Origin of the sequence: Bacteroides luhongzhouii (assembly GCF_009193295.2) — a bacterium.
Lineage (GTDB): Bacteria > Bacteroidota > Bacteroidia > Bacteroidales > Bacteroidaceae > Bacteroides > Bacteroides luhongzhouii.
In genome coordinates, this window is the sequence record NZ_CP059973.1 from 3,827,466 (window position 1) to 3,847,998 (window position 20,533).

General features: G+C 41.5%; 13 protein-coding genes and 1 tRNA gene. 4 read left to right on the forward strand and 10 right to left on the reverse strand.

All coding sequences use genetic code 11. From position 1 onward, the window contains the following. Window positions 1-41: 41 nt before the first annotated feature. The 3 genes from mtgA to GD631_RS14175 form a co-directional block, all read right to left on the reverse strand. Window positions 42-785, reverse strand: coding sequence for a monofunctional biosynthetic peptidoglycan transglycosylase (mtgA, locus tag GD631_RS14165; RefSeq protein WP_143257552.1), 744 nt, complete (start codon window positions 783-785; stop codon window positions 42-44). Continuing rightward, on the reverse strand, window positions 763-1,479 hold the full coding sequence (locus GD631_RS14170) for a YiaD family glycine zipper/OmpA-like lipoprotein (RefSeq protein ID WP_185911474.1): 717 nt from the start codon (window positions 1,477-1,479) through the stop codon (window positions 763-765). Before GD631_RS14170 ends, mtgA begins: the two co-directional genes overlap by 23 nt. 163 nt (window positions 1,480-1,642) lie before the next feature. Next, window positions 1,643-2,995, reverse strand: a complete 1,353-nt coding sequence (locus tag GD631_RS14175; RefSeq protein ID WP_143257553.1) for an MATE family efflux transporter — start codon at window positions 2,993-2,995, stop codon at window positions 1,643-1,645. 91 nt (window positions 2,996-3,086) lie between these two features. On the opposite strand from GD631_RS14175, the gene GD631_RS14180 reads away from it, so the two are divergent. Together GD631_RS14180 and GD631_RS14185 are read left to right on the forward strand one after the other, a co-directional pair. After that, window positions 3,087-4,472 (forward strand): GDSL-type esterase/lipase family protein, encoded by a 1,386-nt coding sequence (locus GD631_RS14180; protein ID WP_143257554.1) that lies wholly within the window; start codon window positions 3,087-3,089, stop codon window positions 4,470-4,472. Window positions 4,473-4,663: 191 nt separating this feature from the next. Further along, entirely contained in the window at window positions 4,664-6,535 is a 1,872-nt protein-coding gene (locus GD631_RS14185; protein WP_143257555.1) for a sensor histidine kinase, read from the forward strand. Window positions 6,536-6,608: 73 nt separating this feature from the next. Here the strand turns inward: GD631_RS14185 and GD631_RS14190 are convergent. Beyond that, window positions 6,609-6,681: transfer RNA gene (locus GD631_RS14190), tRNA-Lys, on the reverse strand. 120 nt (window positions 6,682-6,801) lie between these two features. Between GD631_RS14190 and ettA the strand changes: the two genes are divergently transcribed. After that, window positions 6,802-8,493, forward strand: coding sequence for an energy-dependent translational throttle protein EttA (gene ettA / locus GD631_RS14195; protein ID WP_004311592.1), 1,692 nt, complete (start codon window positions 6,802-6,804; stop codon window positions 8,491-8,493). 216 nt (window positions 8,494-8,709) lie between these two features. Further along, the gene (locus GD631_RS14200) at window positions 8,710-12,006 is read left to right on the forward strand and encodes a TonB-dependent receptor (protein ID WP_143257556.1); all 3,297 of its coding nucleotides are present in this window, start codon (window positions 8,710-8,712) and stop codon (window positions 12,004-12,006) included. 173 nt (window positions 12,007-12,179) lie between these two features. On the opposite strand, the gene GD631_RS14205 is transcribed toward GD631_RS14200, so the two are convergent. The 6 genes from GD631_RS14205 to GD631_RS14230 form a co-directional block, all read right to left on the reverse strand. Further along, on the reverse strand, window positions 12,180-13,280 hold the full coding sequence (locus GD631_RS14205; protein WP_143257557.1) for an endonuclease/exonuclease/phosphatase family protein: 1,101 nt from the start codon (window positions 13,278-13,280) through the stop codon (window positions 12,180-12,182). Window positions 13,281-13,343: 63 nt separating this feature from the next. Next, window positions 13,344-16,013, reverse strand: a complete 2,670-nt coding sequence (locus GD631_RS14210; protein ID WP_143257558.1) for a hybrid sensor histidine kinase/response regulator — start codon at window positions 16,011-16,013, stop codon at window positions 13,344-13,346. A 71-nt stretch (window positions 16,014-16,084) separates the two neighbouring features. Then, complete coding sequence (locus GD631_RS14215) at window positions 16,085-17,299, reverse strand: glycosyltransferase family 2 protein (protein WP_143257559.1); 1,215 nt, start codon at window positions 17,297-17,299, stop codon at window positions 16,085-16,087. A 30-nt stretch (window positions 17,300-17,329) separates the two neighbouring features. Beyond that, window positions 17,330-18,886, reverse strand: coding sequence for a CotH kinase family protein (locus GD631_RS14220; RefSeq protein WP_143257560.1), 1,557 nt, complete (start codon window positions 18,884-18,886; stop codon window positions 17,330-17,332). Then, window positions 18,870-19,646 carry a class I SAM-dependent methyltransferase gene (locus GD631_RS14225; protein WP_143257561.1) on the reverse strand — a complete coding sequence of 259 codons (777 nt, stop codon included), beginning with the start codon at window positions 19,644-19,646 and terminating at the stop codon, window positions 18,870-18,872. The genes GD631_RS14220 and GD631_RS14225 overlap by 17 nt, the downstream gene beginning before the upstream one ends. Window positions 19,647-19,674: 28 nt before the next feature. After that, a complete protein-coding gene (locus GD631_RS14230; protein ID WP_008775884.1) occupies window positions 19,675-20,532 on the reverse strand; it encodes a glycosyltransferase family 2 protein in 858 nt (285 codons plus the stop codon). Window position 20,533 lies beyond the last annotated feature (1 nt).

Below are 20,533 nucleotides of genomic sequence, written 5' to 3' on the forward strand. Positions count from 1 at the left end.
TTTTATGGCTGGCTTTATTTACGATCGTAAATTCCTCCTTGTTATTTGCTTTTCTTCTTTTTGCTTTTTTTCTTTTCAACGGCCTTCTTTTCCGGTGGAAATTTAGGAACCAGATTCATCAGCCGTAATATCTGACTTTGTCGTTTTAGTATGTATGACGAAGGTTTTGCCGAGTTAAATCGTATCGGGTTGGGTAGGGTGGCAGCGATGAGCGCGCATTGTCCCCGGGTCAGCTTGGCGGCTGTTGTTCCGAATTTGTTTTTTGCGGTTGCTTGTGCGCCGTAGATGCCATTTCCCATTTCTATAGAGTTGAGATAGACTTCCATGATTCGCTCTTTCGACCAGAATAGTTCGATGAGAAACGTAAAGTAGACTTCGAGTCCTTTGCGTATCCACGAAGATTGCGGCCATAAGAACACATTCTTGGCTGTCTGCTGACTGATGGTGCTTGCTCCCCGTTTCCGTTTGCGTGTTTCGTTCTCTTTCATCGCTTTCTTGATTTCTACGAGGTCGAATCCGTTGTGTTCGGCAAAACGGTTGTCTTCGGAGGCTATGACCGCCATCGGCAGGTTGGGAGATATCTTATCAAAAGAAACCCACGTGTGCTTCCACGTGGGTTTATCTCCTGAAAAAACTTGCTGAACGCTTCGGATAACCATCAACGGAGTTACATAAACCGGCATGAAACGATAAATAATCACTGCCAGTAGCGTTGATGCAAAGAAGAAAATCAGCAGGTTGCGCGTATAGCGCAGTAATTTTTTAATGAGTGGCTGCTTGTGCATCTCTAATCATTTGCTCACTTGCGTACATGTATACTTCTACACGACGGTTTTGTTCGCGACCGGCAGCAGTGTCATTGCTTGCAACGGGATCGCTTTCACCCATTCCCTGTACACCCTTGATCTGATTGGTGGAAACACCGCAACTCAACAAGTAACTGGACACACTCTGTGCACGTTCTTGTGATAAGTTCAGATTCTTTTGCTGGCTTTGTGCAGCAGTACTGTTCTTCCAGCCCTGGTTGTCGGTATATCCGTAGATAGACACGTCCATATCCCGGTTCTGGTTGAGCACATTGTTGGCAAACTTGCTTAAAGCAGATTTAGCAGCAGCACTTAGATTTGCGTTGCCGGTAGTGAAAAGAATACCCGAGTCGAATGTTACTTTCACGGCTTGCAATCCGTTGTTGTCTGTTATCTGTTCTACTTGTGCGCCTTCAATTTGTTTTGCTTCTGCTGCTGCTTTGTCCATCTTCTTACCGATAAGAGCACCTGTGCCTGCACCTACTGCCGTACCAATAGCAGCACCGATAGCAGCGCCTTTACCTTTACCGATAACACCTCCCAGGATTGCACCTAGTGCAGCGCCCGAACCACCACCGATAGCAGCACCTTTACCAGTGTTGTTCATACTTCCACAGCTACCAAATATCATGGCAATACTCATGAAGAGAACCATAAATTTCATCTTGTTCATAATGTTGATGTTTTTTAATTGGTTTATAAAAAATGTTTTGTATACGAATTGCTTCGCATTATAAATAACAATGCAAAGATACATATTATTTGGCAAGCGTGTACATTTTAAGTTAAAATAACTCGGACGAACCCCTTTGTTTGTTAATAAAGGGAAATGATAACTATCCTTTTGTCGTTGAAGGGATACTTAAGCGCTTCTTTTTGATAATAATGAACCAACTCAAAAGAATTAACCCTTTGGCAACCGTGGTGACGCAGACTGCCCACCAGATTCCTTCCACTCCCATGCCCATCCGTACAAACAGGATGGCAAGCGGAATACGCATATAGTTGCAACTGATGCTGATGATGGCAGGAGGGATGGTGCGCCCGATGCCGTAGAATACTCCCTGCATGGTGATTTCGAGCATCATGAAGAGCTGGGAATATCCGTCGATACGGAGGAACACACCTCCGGCTTCGTAGGCCGCCTGTTCGGGGACGAATATGGCAAAAACTTCATTCCCGAAGAACACGAATAGCAATGTACAGAATGTTCCGAAGATTCCCGTCATCCATAGAGTCGTATACCAAGCTTTAAGTACCCGTTCAATTCGTCCGGCGGCGTAGTTTTGGGCGATGAAGGCACTTAGTGCGGTGGAGAATCCCTGCGAAGTGTTCCAGGTGATTGCTTCGATTTGTCCTCCGGTGGTGAAAGTCATAAGACCGATGTGCCCGCCCTGTTCCGAGGCAGTGCGGCAAAGGAACATATTGACGAAAGCAAACAGTGTATTCAAAGTAGCCACGGGTAATCCCAGTTTAAAGATTCTCCGCGTATATTTTTTCTTTAGCCGCGTGAAGAAAGGGAAACCGCCAAGCAGAGCATCCCGGCAACGCAACTGATAGACGAAAATCAGGAAAACACTTGCTTCCGCAATCCAGGTAGCGTATGCCGCACCGTTGGTTCCCAGTCCGAAACCGAAAATGAAGAGTGGGTCCAGAATGATATTCAGTATCAATCCTGTGCCACTGATAAAGAACGGGACTTTGCTGCGTCCTGCCGCATTATAAATTCCGGTGAAGGCGGCGGAAAGGAAAACGAAAGGTAATCCGGTCGATACAATCCGCAGATATTGGATGGCACTGGCCGTAATATGTTCTTCAAGTTCGTAGATCCGTATGATGGGTTCTGCAAATATAAAAAGGAGTGTGCCCCAACAGATGGAAATAATCAAAGCAATCGTGATGTTATGGGACGCGAAACTGCGGGCATCTTCCTGGCTTTGTGCACCGATGGATTGTCCGACGCTCACTTCAGATCCCACCTTATTTAATAAGGAGATAGAACCGGACATCCAGGTCAGGATTCCGACAGAACCGATGGCAGCTACGGCTTCACTTCCCAGTCGTCCTACCCACGCCATATCTGTGAGACTATATGCCATTTGAATAAACGACGTTGCCATGATCGGCATTGCCAGATTAAACAGTTGACGGTTGATAGGGCCTTGTGTCAGATTCTTTATTCCTTGCATATAATTTTTCTAATCAAAATGGGGTGCAAAGATACGCAAAATTACTATCTTCGCACATCTAATTATTCATTAATCAAAGTATATAGATACTATGAAACAGAAATTTTCTACTATTTTTCTCCTGTTACTTCTCTTTTTAGCAGGTTCACGAGTGGTAGCGCAAAATGCTCCGAAACCTTTTGATATTGAACAACCTTCACTTCGCGTATTCCTTCCTGCGCCGGAACTGGCAACGGGGCGTGCTGTGGTCGCATGTCCGGGAGGTGGATATTCACATTTGGCCTTCGAACACGAAGGCTGTGATTGGGCACCCTACTTTAATAAGCAAGGTATTGCATTGATTGTGCTAAAATACCGGATGCCGAATGGTGATCGTACATTACCCATTTCGGATGCTGAAGCAGCAATGAAAGTTGTGCGTGACAGTGCCGATGTCTGGAATTTGAACCCGAATGACATTGGTATCATGGGCTCTTCTGCCGGTGGACATCTGGCTTCTACCATTGCCACTCATGCCAAGCCCGAACTTCGTCCGAACTTTCAGATTCTTTTCTATCCTGTGATTACGATGGATAAATCATATACCCATAGGGGCTCTCACGACAACCTTTTGGGAAAAGATGCTTCTGCCGATTTGGAACTTGAATATTCAAATGAAAAGCAAGTGACGAAAGATACACCACGTGCTTTTATCGTATATAGTGATGATGATAAAGTTGTTCCACCTGCTAATGGAGTTAATTATTATTTGGCGCTGAACAAGAACAATGTTCCTTCAGTACTTCATATTTACCCTTCCGGCGGACATGGATGGGGAATTCGCGAGGGTTTCCTCTATAAGAATGAAATGTTGGACGAACTGACGTCTTGGCTCCGTAGTTTCAAAGTGCCTCATAAAGATGCTATCCGTGTGGCTTGCATTGGAAATAGTATTACGTATGGAGCACGCATCAAGAATCGTGATCGTGACAGTTATCCGGCTGTGTTGAGCCGTATGCTGGGAGAGGCTTATTGGGTAAAGAATTTCGGAGTCAGTGCCCGTACTCTGCTGAACAAGGGCGATCATCCTTATATGAATGAAAAGGCATATCAGGATGCGTTGGCTTTCAATCCCAATATCGTTGTTATTAAATTGGGTACGAATGACAGTAAATCATTCAATTGGAAGTATAAGTCAGACTTCACGAAAGATCTGCAAACGATGGTAGATGCTTTCAAAGCGTTGCCTGCCCAACCAAAGATTTATCTCTGCTATCCTTCTAAAGCTTATCAGACCGGAGATAATATCAATGACGACATTATTTCTAAAGAAATCATTCCGATGATAAAGAAGGTTGCCAAGAAAAATAACTTGTCTGTCATCGATCTTCATACGGCAATGGACGGAAAGTCCGAACTGTTTCCGGATAAGATTCACCCGAATGAAGAAGGCGCCAAAGTGATGGCGAAAGCTGTTTATCAGTCTTTGAAAAAGTAAAACAGAAACGCGATAACCACAGAATTTCCGGTTGAAACTTTCTCAAAAAGAGATTGTTTCAACCGGATTTTTTTTAGTTTAATGACGAATAATCTTCTTATAATATGCTAAAAAGTATCTTTCTGTAAATGCAGTTTGTGGGTAATCTGTATTTTTGCGCCCGAAAAAATAATAAAATGATAAATAGCGTTATGAATAGACTACAAGATTTTACCTTTTTCTCGCAGTTGATGGCTAACGCTAACATGGGATGGTGGAAAGCCAATTTATCAACTGCAAGTTATGAATGTTCTGACTTTATAATTGAGTTATTAGGTCTGGATCAGACCGGAGTTATCAGTTTTGAAGACTTCAATAAACGTATTCTGAAAGAGGAGCAGCATCCTACGACTGTTCATTCTTTCAGTGTGCATCAAAGACCGGAAGTGGTATATTTGCTGGATACGGTGAAAGGAGCTGTCTGGATACGCAGTAAGATTTGCTCTCAAGAAACGGACGAAGACGGAAATGAAATTGTTTATGGTATAGCCGAAGTACAGGATGCTCCCAATATGGCATCTGCTTATCAGGCCTTGCGGCATAGTGAACGTCTCTTATATAACATTTTCAAGCATTTGCCTATTGGTATCGAACTATATAATATGGATGGGGCATTGGTGGATTTGAACGATAAAGAATTGGAGATGTTTCATGTAGAGAAGAAAGAAGACATCTTGGGTATCAATATTTTCGAGAATCCCATTTTTCCGAAAGAGATGAAAGAGTGGCTGAAGAAGAATGAAGATGCCGACTTTACTTTCCGTTATGATTTTTCGAAAGTCGGATCGTATTATCGGAATAAGAAAAAAGGAGGTACGATTGATTTGGTGACTAAAGTGACTACATTATATGATAGCGAACACCAGCCGATAAACTATCTGTTGATTAATATGGATAAGACAGAGACAGCTGTAGCCTATAATAAAATTCAGGAGTTTGAGGAGTTCTTTGAACTGGTCGGCGATTATGCCAAGGTCGGTTATGCTCACTTCAATGTTTTGAGTGGACACGGCTATGCTCAAAAAAGCTGGTACAGCAATGTGGGTGAAGCGGATGAAACTCCATTGTGCGACATCTTTGGTACATACCGGCATTTCCATCCCGATGACCGTGCCTTATTGATTCGTTTTTTGGATGACGCACGAAAGGGACTTACTACCAAACTTGGCAAAGAGATGCGTATCCTTAGAGAGGATGGCACATGCACATGGACGTATGTCAATCTGTTAGTAAAGAAATATGCCCCGCAAGACCAGATTATCGAAATAATCAGCATCAATTATGATATCACAGAACTGAAAAGGACAGAAGAAATGCTTGTCAAGGCACGTGATAAAGCTGAAGCGTCCGATCGGTTAAAGTCTGCATTCCTGGCTAATATGAGTCACGAAATCCGTACCCCTTTAAATGCCATTATCGGTTTTTCAAGTCTGTTGGCTACTACGGAAAGTGCGGCGGAAAAGGAACTTTATAATTCCCTGATCGGTCATAACAACAAACTGTTATTGAATCTGATAAATAATGTGATTGATCTTTCTAAGATAGAATCCGGTTATTTGGAATTACATCCGGATTGGGTCAATCTTACCGAGCTTCTTGACGAGAGTGTAGCGGAGTATGTTCATCAAGTACCGTCCGGCGTTGAGCTTTTGACCCACTATCCGTCACATGATTCTCTGGCAGAATTGGATAGATTGCGTACCAAACAAATATTGAGTAATTTCCTTTCGAATGCCTTAAAGAACACTACCACCGGACACGTGGAAGTCTTCTATGAGGTAGACCATCAGTTTGTCAGAATCGGAGTTAAAGATACCGGTCGGGGCATCCCGCAGAATATGCTTAAAAAGATATTCGAAAGGTTTGAGAAGTTGGACTCCTTTGCTCAAGGGGCCGGTTTGGGCTTATCTATCTGCAAACTGATTGTTGAGAAGATGAACGGGCGGATATTAGTCGATTCCCAACTGGGGATAGGTACCACTTTTATAATCGAACTGCCGTGTCGCTCTATGTTTGTTGAATAAGTATATGTGAAGAAAATTAAAAGAAAAATCCCTTGATAACGATTGATTATCAAGGGATTAATTTTGTTTTTTGTGATCCGCCTGGGGCTCGAACCCAGGACCCCAACATTAAAAGTGTTGTGCTCTACCTGCTGAGCTAGCGAATCAATCCTTCAGTGCTTTCTTTCGAATGCGGGTGCAAAGGTAGAACATTTTTTTATAACTCCAAAAGAATTCAAACATTTTTCTTATCTTTGTGCCATTATCAACAATATATAATCATACATATGGCTGCTGACGATAAAAAAATTATCTTCTCGATGGTGGGAGTAAGCAAAGCTTTCACTCCTAATAAGAATGTGCTGAAAGACATTTACCTGTCGTTTTTCTATGGAGCGAAAATCGGTATTATCGGTTTGAACGGTTCCGGTAAATCAACGTTGCTGAAGATCATCGCCGGTTTGGAGAAATCCTTTCAGGGAGAAGTCGTGTTTTCTCCGGGATATTCCGTGGGGTATTTGGCACAGGAACCTTATTTAGACAACACAAAGACAGTAAAAGAAGTAGTGATGGAAGGTGTGCAACCCATTGTTGACGCACTGACAGAATACGAAGAAATCAATCAAAAATTCGGTTTGCCGGAGTATTATGAGGATCAGGATAAGATGGATGCTCTCTTTGCCCGCCAAGGTGAATTGCAAGATATCATTGATGCAACTGATGCATGGAATCTGGATAGCAAGTTGGAGCGTGCGATGGATGCTCTCCGTTGTCCGCCTGAAGATCAGCCGGTAGAAAATCTCTCCGGAGGTGAACGACGCCGGGTAGCTCTTTGCCGTTTGCTGTTACAGAAACCGGATGTACTTTTGCTGGACGAACCTACCAACCACTTGGATGCAGAGTCTATCGATTGGTTGGAACAACATTTACAACAATATGAAGGTACGGTTATTGCTGTGACGCACGACCGTTACTTCCTCGATCATGTTGCCGGATGGATTCTTGAACTGGATCGTGGTGAAGGTATTCCTTGGAAAGGTAACTACTCTTCTTGGCTGGAACAGAAGACCAAACGTATGGAAATGGAAGAAAAGACCGCCAGCAAGCGTCGTAAAACACTGGAACGTGAGTTGGAATGGGTACGCATGGCCCCGAAAGCCCGTCAGGCGAAAGGTAAGGCACGTCTTAACTCTTATGACAAATTGCTGAATGAGGACGTGAAGGAGAAAGAAGAGAAACTTGAAATCTTTATTCCGAATGGTCCCCGTCTGGGTAATAAGGTCATTGAAGCCAAACATGTGGCTAAAGCATACGGTGATAAATTGTTGTTTGATGATTTGAACTTTATGCTTCCTCCTAATGGTATTGTCGGTGTGATTGGTCCTAATGGTGCGGGAAAGACAACATTGTTCCGCCTGATTATGGGATTGGAAACAGTGGATAAAGGAGAATTTGAAGTAGGAGAGACTGTAAAGGTGGCATATGTAGACCAGCAGCACAGGGATATTGATCCGAATAAGAGCGTATATCAGGTAATTTCCGGTGGTAATGAGTTGATCCGTATGGGTGGACGTGATGTGAATGCGCGTGCATACCTTTCCCGTTTCAATTTCTCCGGAGGCGATCAGGAAAAGCTCTGCGGCGTATTGTCCGGTGGTGAAAGAAACCGCTTACACTTGGCGATGGCTTTGAAAGAAGAAGGTAATGTGCTGTTGCTCGATGAGCCTACCAATGATATCGACGTAAACACACTGCGTGCTTTGGAAGAAGGTCTGGAAGATTTCGCCGGCTGTGCAGTAGTTATCTCGCACGACCGTTGGTTCCTCGACCGTATCTGTACACACATCCTTGCTTTTGAAGGAGACTCCAATGTATTCTACTTCGAAGGTTCTTATTCAGAATACGAAGAAAACAAGATGAAACGTTTGGGAAATGAAGAACCAAAACGAGTTCGTTATAGAAAGTTAATGACTGACTAGCGTAAAGTAATAGATCGAAGCATTTCTAATGCTTTCTGTTTCAAAATAAAAGGCTCCGCAAATATTGTGGAGCCTTTATCATTTTATAACAGGACGAAACGTTTATCTCTCTTAAAAAATTGTAGTATAATCGTAATGTAGTTCTAAATATTATTAATTATATTTGTGCACAGTTTTTAAAAGCAAACAATTTATATTAACTAATCAACTACATTTATGTTAAAGAGAATGCGATCTTTTTTAGTGCTAGTAATGTTGTTTATTACCGTCACGATGAGCGCGCAGGTTACTACAGCCACTATGAGTGGTAAAGTGACCGCACAAGATGAACCAATCATTGGAGCAACAATCGTTGCGGTTCACGAACCATCAGGTACTCGTTATGGTACAGTGACTAACGTTAGCGGTCAATTTAATCTGCAAGGTATGCGTACCGGTGGTCCTTACAAAGTAGAAATTTCTTATGTTGGTTATCAGACAGCAATTTACAAGGGAATTAATCTTTTACTGGGAGAGAATTATGTTTTAAATGTTTCTTTGAAAGAGAGTTCTGAACTATTGGACGAAGTAGTGGTGACTGCTTCTAAAGAGAGTAATATGAAGTCTGACAGAGCTGGTGCTGTAACTAACCTTACCAGTGCAAAAATCGCTTCTATTCCTACAGTGAGCCGCAGCATGAATGATATCATGCGTTTGTCTCCACAATCCAACACAACATCTAATGGTTTTGCAGCTGGTGGTGGTAACTATCGTCAGTCATTTGTGACAGTGGATGGTGCTTCGTTTAACAATGCTTTCGGTATTGGTTCTAACTTGCCGGCAGGTGGTGCTCCTATTTCTTTGGATGCATTGGAACAGCTTTCTGTTTCAATTACTCCATATGATGTTCGTCAGAGCGGTTTTACTGGTGCAGCGATCAATGCTGTAACTAAATCCGGTACTAACGAATTGACTGGTTCTGCTTATACATTCCTCACAAACAACAATTTGATTGGTGATAGAGTGGGTGATGGTTCTATTGAACTTGAAAAATCTCATCAATATACTTATGGTGCAACTTTAGGTGGTGCTATCATTAAGAATAAGCTGTTCTTTTTCGTGAATGGAGAATATGAAGACGATCTGACAGCAGGTCCTGTTGCACGTGCACGTAATAATGATGGTGAGAAATATGGGGAGAACGGTATACATCGTCCTGTTGCTTCCAAGATGGATGAAATTCGTGATTATCTGATTAATACCTATGATTATGATCCGGGATCATATCAAGGATATAATGTAAAGGTTCCATCATATAAGTTTCTGGCACGTGTGGATTGGAATATTAATGAGAACAATAAAGTGAACGTTCGTTTCTCTAAAACTAATAATAGATATGACGCTTCTCCGTCTTCTTCTGTCAATCCGATGACAGCGGCTACAATCTTTCCTGGTAATAAAGACAAAGGTATATCATCCGGGCAAGGAGCTAGTTCTGATGAGGGGTTGTATTTTAGGAATACACGTTATCGCCAGGAGCAAAGATTTACATCTATTGCAGCTGAATGGAATTCAAAATGGGGAGTGTTGAATAACACCCTGCGTGGAACCTATTCATATCAGGATGAACCTCGTTCTTATGATGGTGGTATATTTCCAACTACTTATATATTGGAGAATGGTGCAGTATATGCAATGTTTGGTACCGAATTATTTACCGAGGGAAATATTCGTCAAGTGAAGTCATTTACTATTACTGATGAAGCTACTTGGACATGGGGTAAGCATAATTTTATGGCTGGTTTACAGTTTGAGTCCAACAAAGCTTTAAATGGATATATGCAAGGTGCAAATGGTGCTTATGTTTTTAGTTCATGGAATGATTTTGTAACAGGAGGGAAGCCTTCTTCCTTCTTGATTACTCACTCTAATTCTGCTGACTTGTCACAGTTTACCTCTAAGATGAGACAAACACAATATTCTGCATATATTCAAGATCAATGGAATATCAGTGAGAATTTTAAGTTGACAGCAGGTCTGCGTTTTGAGTTGCCAGTGTATCCATCTTTAAAAGATAACTATAATGCTGAATATGCCAAATTGGATTTCGGTGGTCGTAAATTCACTACGGATCAGGTACCGGGCAATTCTTTGTCTGTTTCTCCCCGTATTGGTTTCAATTGGGATATTACAGGGGAGCGTAAGTATGTGTTGCGTGGAGGTACAGGATACTTTGTAGGGCGTATGCCATTTGTATGGTTAGTTTCGGCTGTAGGAAATTCAGGTGTAGGGCAGACACAATATGGCTATAATATTAGTGAGAAAGGTTCTACTCCAGGTGCAGTTGCTCCTAATTTCCATACAGATGCGAAAGATATTTTGGAGGATATTTATCAAGGCAACTTTACTCCACAAGTTAGTATTCCTGGCAATCCTACGATTATTGATAAGGATTTGAAGATGCCTGCTACTTGGAAAACTTCATTAGCTTTTGATACTAAGTTACCAGGTGATATTGATTTTACCTTAGAGGGTATTTACAATCGCGACTTTAATCCGGCTGTTATTTCTAATGCTAATATTTATGCTGATGGAACAAAAACAATTAGCAAAAATGACATACGTACTGCTTATAAGAGCTATAATGCTGGTACAGGTGCTTATTTGATTGAAAATGGTGGTTCAAAAGCATACTATCTGTCGTTGACTGCTCAATTGCATAAGAATTTCGATTTTGGTTTGGATGCTTCATTCGCTTATACTTATTCTCGCGCACGTTCTTATGGTGACGGCATTGGTGACCAAGTAACTTCTGCATATAGAACCAATACTTATGCTGTCAATGGTATTAATGACCATGAATTGGGCTATGGTACTTATGTGGCACCTCACCGTATAATTGCATCATTAGGTTATTCAAAAGCTTATGCTAAACACTTTAGATCAAGCGTTTCATTTATTTATGAGGGTGCTCCATTAGGATATGCAGGTGGAAGCTATTCTTATTCCCGCTATTCATATACTTACACTAAAAATATTGTAGGTGATGGGGGTGCTAATAATTTGCTATATGTTCCTGCTACTAAAGATGAATTGACATTTAAAGATGTAACCTCAAAGACTGGTGAAGTGACTTATTCGGCTGAACAGCAGAAAGAAGATTTCTGGAATTTTGTTCAGCAAGATAAATATTTGAAAAAACGTTTGGGCAAATACGCAGAGCGTGGTGGTGCAGTGATGCCTTGGCATCATCAGTTGGATTTCAAATTTAATCAGGATTTCTATATGATGATAGGTGGTAAGAAGAATCTATTGCAGTTTGGTGTAGATATTCAGAATCTGGCTAACCTATTAAATAAGGACTGGGGATTGTACAAGACTGTTAATTCTATTACTCCGTTAGCGGATAATGGTGATGGAACATTTACCATGCAAAAAGCTAGTGGTCAAGTATTAAATTCTACATATAAGAATTATGCAAGTACAGCTTCTACTTATCGTGTGATGTTTAGTTTGCGTTATATCTTCAATTAATATACTATTATTGAAGTTCTTAATAGATAAAAGCTGTCTCGTGAAAACGAGGCAGCTTTTTTATTATCAGTAATTGATTATATACTTAGGGACATATTACAGAATATTCAAATTATATAGTAATCTCTTAGCAACTTAGTTTTTAATATAAGAGGTTAAAGTAGGAAGATAGATTACAACTTCACCCTCATCACCACCGGATTATGATCGCTATAATTAAGATCCGGCGAGAAGTAATCCGTACTATTCAGCTCCGGTGAATGGAGGATATAGTCGATTCTCAACAGATGCTTGAAGTACTTGAAAGTATACATATACCCATGTCCACTCGTCTGAAAGCCATCCTGCAACTTATCACCTTTTACAGTGTGATAAACATACGAAGACGGCAGAGAGTTAAAGTCACCGCAGACCAGGGTAGGATAGGGAGAGGCAGCTATCAGTTGCTTGAGAAGATCAGCTTGTACGGCACGTTTCCGGAAATTCTCATGTAAGCCGTCGATAAGTCCTAGAGCGGCACGTTCCACCCTTTGAGAATCATCCGTACGAAGTCCCTTTTCCAGTTTGCGCTTGTTCTGACTTACCTCCGTTGTTTGGAGATGATTATTGAACAGGCGGATGGTGTGACCATTGATTTCAATATCACATGCAAGACTGCAATTTTTCGAATCAGGATAGATGATAAAATGCTCCTCCTTGACAGGATATCGGCTGAAAACAGCCAGTTGCAACAGATTCTCCCCTTCGGGCGAAGAAGGAATATAATGATACGGCCAATCAGAGAGAGCTGCACATACGCTGTCTACTCCAAACTCATCGTTAATGCCAAATTCCTGAAAACAGAGAATGTCCGCTTGCTGACTTCTCATGTAAGAAGCAATTTCCTTGCATGAGTAGCCGGTATGCTCGTGGTTGAAGGCATTGACGTTGTAAGTAACAACCGTCAACACTCCCGGAGTATATGCATTCATTTTAATCATCGGTGCCGAAGCCGGACTGAAAAAAGGTGATTGTAATACACAACTCATATACCCCCAATTGCTGAATATAGCAATCAGAGGGATGAAAGCCCAGCACCGCCAACGAATCGTCCAGTAGATGGCAGAAGCAAGATTAGCCAATAAAAGTATCGGCAGTATCAAACCGATGAAAGGCATAAATTTGAAACTATCCGGTGCGGCATTACCTACGAAGGCACCCGCAATGGTAACTCCTGCCAAAATACTGGTCAGCACGATGGATATGTAATAAAACAGTCTGTAAAAGGCTTTCATCTAATCTAAATTATTTGCTGATTATATCACTATAATATACGTTTGCTATCCTTCTTCGAAGGACTAAGCTTTCTGCGAAGAAGAAGACAACCATTTGCGAATCATTACCTTTAGTTTATCATCCGCTATCGGTTTAGCTATAAAATCATTGCATCCCGCTTCCTCAGCCGCTTTCCGGTCCTGTTCGTATGCAAAGGCACTTTGAGCAATAATAGGAACAGTGGCAGACAGTTCACGGATGATTTTTGTAGCTTCCAGTCCGTCCAGATTCGGCATCTTGATATCCATCAAGATAAGATCCGGTTTCACTTCATCGAACATCGTGACAGCTTCCATTCCGTCATGCGCACGTATAAGCTGATGGTCTTTACCTAGAATAGCCTCCAATAAGTCGAAGTTACTGTCCGTATCTTCGGCAACCAAAATACAGGCGTGCCGTGTATTTGCAGAACTGTCAACATTCGAATCAGCAGTTTTTCCGGCAGATGCTATTCCAGCAATGTTCCCTTCACCATTTTCTTTCTTTGAAGAATCTGCATTTGCCGGATTTGCGATCGTATACGGTAAAGTAAATGTAAACGTCGTCCCCTTGCCAAATTCGGAGTTGACAGAAATCTTTCCACCGAGCCGTTCGATAATAGACTTACAGATAGATAATCCCAACCCTGTGCCCTGCGCATGATTATTCAGCTTTGCAAAACGCTCGAACACACGTCCCACTTTCTCCGGTTCAATCCCTGTTCCGGTATCCGTTACGTGGAATACAATCTGATTGTCCGCCAGTTTGTAACCATAACTGATGCTTCCTTCCTTCGTAAACTTGACAGCATTCCCAATCAGATTTGAAATCACCTGGAACACCCGGTTCTTGTCCGTTTCAATCACCAGACTCTCGTCCGAAGATTCATAGACAAGACTTACTCCCTGCGGAGTACGGAATATATGAGCATCGTTCACTTCTCGGCAGAGATTATGGAGACTGGTTGGTCCGAAGGAAAATTCGATGGTTCCCGATTCAATCTTTGAGAGGTCGAGAATCTCGTTGATAAGTTGCAAGAGACGTTCGTTGTTCGCGTTTACGATGTTATAGTATGTCTTCCGTTCCTCCGCATCGTCACTTTCGGCAATGAGATGCGAGAAACCTACAATAGCATTCAGCGGCGTACGTATTTCATGACTCATATTTGCGAGGAAGGCCGATTTCAGACTATCAGACATTTCCGCTTTCTCTTTCGACGACTGAAGTTCCCGTTTTATTATTTCCAGTTCCGTGATGTCCCATTCGATGCTGACGATGATAGGCGAAGACAATTCGTCGCCGTCCACCCGGATTTTCCGTTTGTCGAGGATAATCATGTTTCCGTTTCTGTCCTTTCCTTCAGCAGTCCAGTGCAGACCTTTTCCGGTGGTAGCCACCTGAATATCCTCTTGTCTCTTCTTTTCGGCTACGATAGGCGGGTAGAAATCGAAGTCGTTTTTGCCGACAGGGTCGTTCTTGTAAAGATCGCGGTTGTAGGCCTCCCGATTCCGGTAAATGTATCGGAAGTCGTTGTTGATTTCCTTCACTACAATCCCGGCAGGGAGATTATTGATGGTCGTATCCATGATTTGGTTGAGCCGTTTGATTTGGGCTTCGTATCGAATCCTCTCGGAAATATCATGGGCAAACGACCAGTAACTTTCTTCTCCGGAATCATTGGTCACGTTGTACATCGTACCTTCATAAGCCAATATACCTTTATTGATTTTCGATGGATGATGAGCCACAAAGTTGCTGCTGCCACCGTGTATGACATCTTTACAACGTTCGTTCCAAGCCTCTTGCGTAGGCATATCTGCAGCGACATTGTAAATCTTTAATTGACTGATGTCTTCGTTTTCTGAAATACCATGATTGTGCAGGAAACGACGGTTGGCGAAGATGATCGTACCATCGGGTCTGGCGGCAAAGATACTCTCTTTCGCGTTGTTGATGGCATGAGTCAGTGTGTTGATGTCATTTCTGCGATGCTGTATGTCCGTGATGTTCTGGATATAGCCTTCGATGTTGAAACTACCATCGGAGCACTGTTCACGCAGATACGTCTGGATACGCATATAGAAAATTTCTCCGTTCAGGCGGACACGGTAGCTGATGCTCTTCATGTTGAGTTCTTTCTCGTTTATTTGACACCATTCCATAAAACTCTGACGGTCTTCCTCTACAATCAGTTCCACATATTTCTCAATGGCAAGGTTCTGCACACTTTCTTCGCACAAGACACCTGTATATCCAAGATACTGAAAAACATTTTGGTTCGTATTGTACGTCCATTGTCCTATCTGGGCTACCTTCTGGATGGCCCGTAGGGTGAGATTCGCCTGTTCTAACTGTCTTTTTACGTTGCTTCTTTGCGTGATGTCGCGATATTGGCAAAGCACCATACCGTCATAAGGGAACATGAGGCATTTGAAGTAAAAAGTTTCGTCTTTCAGCACCAATTTGAAGTTCTTGCTGATATTTCGCTGTTCTTCAAGTACAATCTGAAAGATGGGCATCACTCTCTCCCTCGTATATTCTGGTAAAAGCTCAAATATATTTTTTCCTAAAAGTATATCCTCTTGAAGAAACCATAGATCACAATGTGGCTCAATGTCTACGCAGACGCCGTGCCGGTCAACCAATAGCATCGTGTCTGCTGTCATTTTCAATATTCTTTGTGCGTTATTCGCATCATGCAATATCCTGTCCATGTCTGTTTTTTTATTAGATAATAGAGACTTATATCTTATATAAGGATAACAAAAGATTTTGGCATTTGTTCTTACTTTTCAGCGCGCTTCGCCTTTTCCCAGGCTCCGCTTCCTTTTTTCTTTTTCAGATAACGGATGCCTTTCAGCACATTAATATTCATAAATAGGAAATAGTAGGGGATAAAAAGCAATTTGTTCTTTATCTGTTTGGTGGATAGATAATATCCCCAATATCCCAATCCGTAAAAAAGAACCTGCATGGCAAGCAGCGCTCCGTAGAATATCGTGGAACCGCCTAATAGCAGAATCGCAATATTCAGCGGGAAGAGGGCAAACAACAGGAACGGAGTAATAGACCACCGCAATACCCGGTGAGACGTATATTGAAAGCTAAGTATCCCGTAGCGGAAAGGATTCAGCAACGGACGAAGTCGCCAGATAGACTGCAATCCTCCGGCAGCGATGCGCACTTTCCGCTTTTCTTCTTCGCGCATATCTGCCGAACCGCTTTCGATGGCGTAAGCATTGGTGCAATAAGCAATGGTGTAACCTTTCATGGTGATCCGGAGCGAAAGAATAAAATCATCGAGTAACGTGTCGGGTTCCATTGCTTCGAATAGTTCATGACGCACAGCAAACAGTTCGCCTGCTGCTCCTACGGCAGAGTAGAGGCGGGCGTCAAGTGCTTTCAGGGTTGATTCGTATTTCCAGTAAATACCTTCACCACCGGCAGCCGCCCCGTCTTTGGTCTGCACGGCGATCCGTTTTTCACCAGCCACGCAGCCCACTTTCGGATCCTGGAAAGCAAGTACGATTTCCCGTATGGCCTCCCGGTTCACCATCGTGTTGGCATCCGTAAAAACAACGAGCGGAGTGTCCACCAACGTCATTCCACGTGTCATTGCAGCTGTCTTACCTTGCCGGAGCGGTTGGAAATATACGGTCGCTTTCCCCTGCCAACGGGTTTGCAGTTGTTCGTTCGTACCGTCGTCGCTTCCGTCTGTCACCCATACGATATGCAGTTTGTCCGTAGGGTAGTCCAGTTCAAGACTGTTTTTCATCTTCTCGTCTACAACATCTTCTTCATTGAATGCCGTAATGAAGAGGGTAACTTCCGGCAAACTCGCGTCCGATGCCGGCAACGAACGCTTTACAGGTTTCACGAAAAGTTCTTTCAACTTGACGAGAACGTAGAGCACAATTCCGTAGCCCAGATAGGTGTAGAACACAATGAACAGGGCAAGCCAGAAAATAATTTCAAGGCAGAGGGCAATGGTTTCGTTCATAGTTGTATATTCTTTATTAGATTTATAAAATTAATTCTTTAGTTGCTGTTCAATCCATTCCAATCTTTTTAGATAAATACTTCTCATTCGACTGACTGCTTCGTTAAACGTTAATTTTTCATCGTTGTTTGGTATGATGGTACTATCAAGATTTGATAGTGGCCATAATTTTGAATTTTCCTTTTCAGACAGGGAAAGTGCAGTTGCTTTTTCGGAGATATAATCAGCAATCCCTATTAACTGTGGTTTAAGTTGGCAGAAACGTTCTACAACCTTTCTTTTGAAATTAGGATCTTTGAATAAATATTTGTACCAGACAGCACTTTTATTATTGTTCTCGGCTTCTGTCGTAAAAGTAGTATAGTCAAAATCCCATAATGGGCCGGCATACAATTTCTTATTGCGGTCTTTATAGCAGTATACACTATATATGTATCCCATTTCTTTATTTCCAACTATTGCTTGTACCATCCAATAGTCGATAAAGGACTTAACATTGATATATTCGTTGTATACTTGTTCATATTCTCCAGCCTGAAGAAGTGCTTCAAATGTGTTTGTATAGTTTTCTATGTATTCAAGTTGCGCTTTGTTGAGTACTTTTTCATCTGGCTCTTTTATGTTGACCGGCCAATTGTTGATGGGAGTCCTGAATTTGTTAGGTTCATCATAATATGAGTCATATTCTAATAGATATCCACCAGTAATTTGTGGCTCATCCACATCTTCTGCTGTTAATTCTTTAACATTAACTCTGTTTTTGTCAACTCTGATTTGTTCGCAAACTTGGAAGTTCCCTTGATACTCACCATTAAAGATTACTTCAGCAAATTGGCTTTTGGGGGTCCATTGTAGGTTGTCAGCTATGTAGCCGATATGAAATGTGACATCATTTCGAAGTAAGGTTCTATCTCTATAATTAGCGAGGAAGCTCCATCTTTTGTGTTTAGGCATTCCAAGTATGCTTGATTTATTGTTTAGTTTCACATTGAATGGTTTTTTAGGAAATCTCCATGTGCCATTTCCTCTTCCTTTTACTTCAATAGAATCTTTGAAATCTTCAAAATGATTCATTCCTTTAATTTCGAATGATGCAGTGAGCCAATTCTCCCGATCCAGTAGTGGGTGTTCTCCATTAGTTTTGATTATGACAACTGGCAGTCCTGTATATGGTAACAATCGGACTTGATAATCTTTTGTTTCTCCATTATCTCCTTTAAAGGTATATGTGATGATTTCACTGAAATCGTTAGCGGTTACTCCGTCTTTTTGTTCTTTATTGTTGATGTATAATTTACCTCTTTCTGTACTGAATGAGGCTATTAGGTTGCTTGCATCAATGGGTTTGTCCAAATACCAAGTTAATTTATTATGACTAGTATATATAGGTAGTTCTATATCTTCTGCTAATTGAGGATTTAATTTTTTTTCAAATTTGAACGAAAGTAAATTCCCCTTGTCAATAAACAAATTGTTTTTTGTATCAATGCAAGAGCTAGACAATAGTACAATCGATAGAGTACATGCCAATCTTATAAACATTTTAGATAAGACAAAATTGAATATCATATTATTTTTTCTTTTCATTTTTCATATATTCTTCCAAAGTTATCGGAACATGTCTATGAGTCTTATTTTTTACTTTATTTTTTATCATATAATAGAGAGCGCTACCCACTTTCTTTAATTCTTTTACTGCATTTCTGCGTGGATATAGCTGTTCCACCATCTGCCGGCTCCACGGTTTGGTAAAGAAATCTGTATATTTTTCATCAATCGGGTTAACGATGAATTCTATATTATCTTTCCATTCACATCGGTTTAGCATCAAGTCTCCTTCGGTGAGCCATAGCAGTTTGTAGGTCAGCGACTGATAAGGCAGATAATTCAGAAACAGTTCACCATAATTATTTTCATAATTTCCCGGCATCCTCGATTTCTCAAAAAGAATTAGTTTTTTATCCAGATAGAGGATAATCCATTTATGAGATTTTTTAGGAAAAAGAAACTCGCCCAACAGACTAGGAGTTTCCATATATCCTCTCTTAGATACTCTGCATTGTTCACGAATAAAATCTGCCGGATTTTCAACGTGTTCAAGTACTTGGTTACAAATCACATAATCAAACTCCTTATCCTTAAACGGCAATACTTCTCCGTTTGCATTGATAAAATCCTGGTGTGGATAAATCTTAAGATTCCCGCATCGGTGGTAGTTCGTTTCCATATACTGCTCTACAATAACATCAGCCCGGTAAGTCGGATTATGTCCCGACCCTACTTCTAGTACCCTGTCTTTCTTACCGATATTCAGGTCATCTCTGTCATACGGATTACGGATAATCATAGTATTCTTTTTTTAGAGTGTGTGAAAGTTATTTGTTTTTAATCAGATTGCTATCTTCATCTTTATATTCTTTTTTCTTTGTGAATATACCTCCCATACCTTTCAACCCTTTTACAACGCGCACTTTGAAACTGTTGAATAAACTTCCGTCTACCCCCACCGTTCCATATCCTGTTACTGCACGTGCTTTACGATTACGTATAAATGCTATTTTACCAAATTGTTTAAGTTGTAAAGCCAGATATCCATCTTCGCCGCGAATAATATCGGTGCGGATGCCTGTTTGCTTAGCATACTCTGTGCGATAGGCAAATACAAGACCGCGTACACTAAGTTCGGGACGTTTAAAAGATTGCATCCACAGATGCAAATCACGGGCAGCTTCATATATTTTCAATCCGATCGGTGAGTGATTTTCGTCAGGAATATAACTCCATAAGGAGCTGACTCCCACCACTCCCGGACGCTCTAAAGCATCCACCATCATTTCTACATACTTGGGTGGATACATTGTGTCGGAATCAATATTGATGTGATATTTTCCCCGTGCGTTGTTCAAACCACAAAGTCGGGCAAAACCACAGCTATGCTGGGTTTCCGTATGATAAGGCACTCCGCATGCTTGAAAAATCTCAGCTGTCCGATCTTTCGATTCGTTGTCTACACCGATAATCTCAACAGGATATTTACATTGCATTTCGCTCAAAGACCATAGACAGGCAAGTAAATGCTTTTCCTCATTATACCCGATCAGTGACACTGTGACAATTGGGTTATTGCTTTGTAACTTTGCAATATTCTGGCGCACTTCTTCAACTATGGACGGAGAAGCTTCAGAGAACGGTTTTTCGTATACTTGCAGATATTTACTGTACCATTTGTTCATA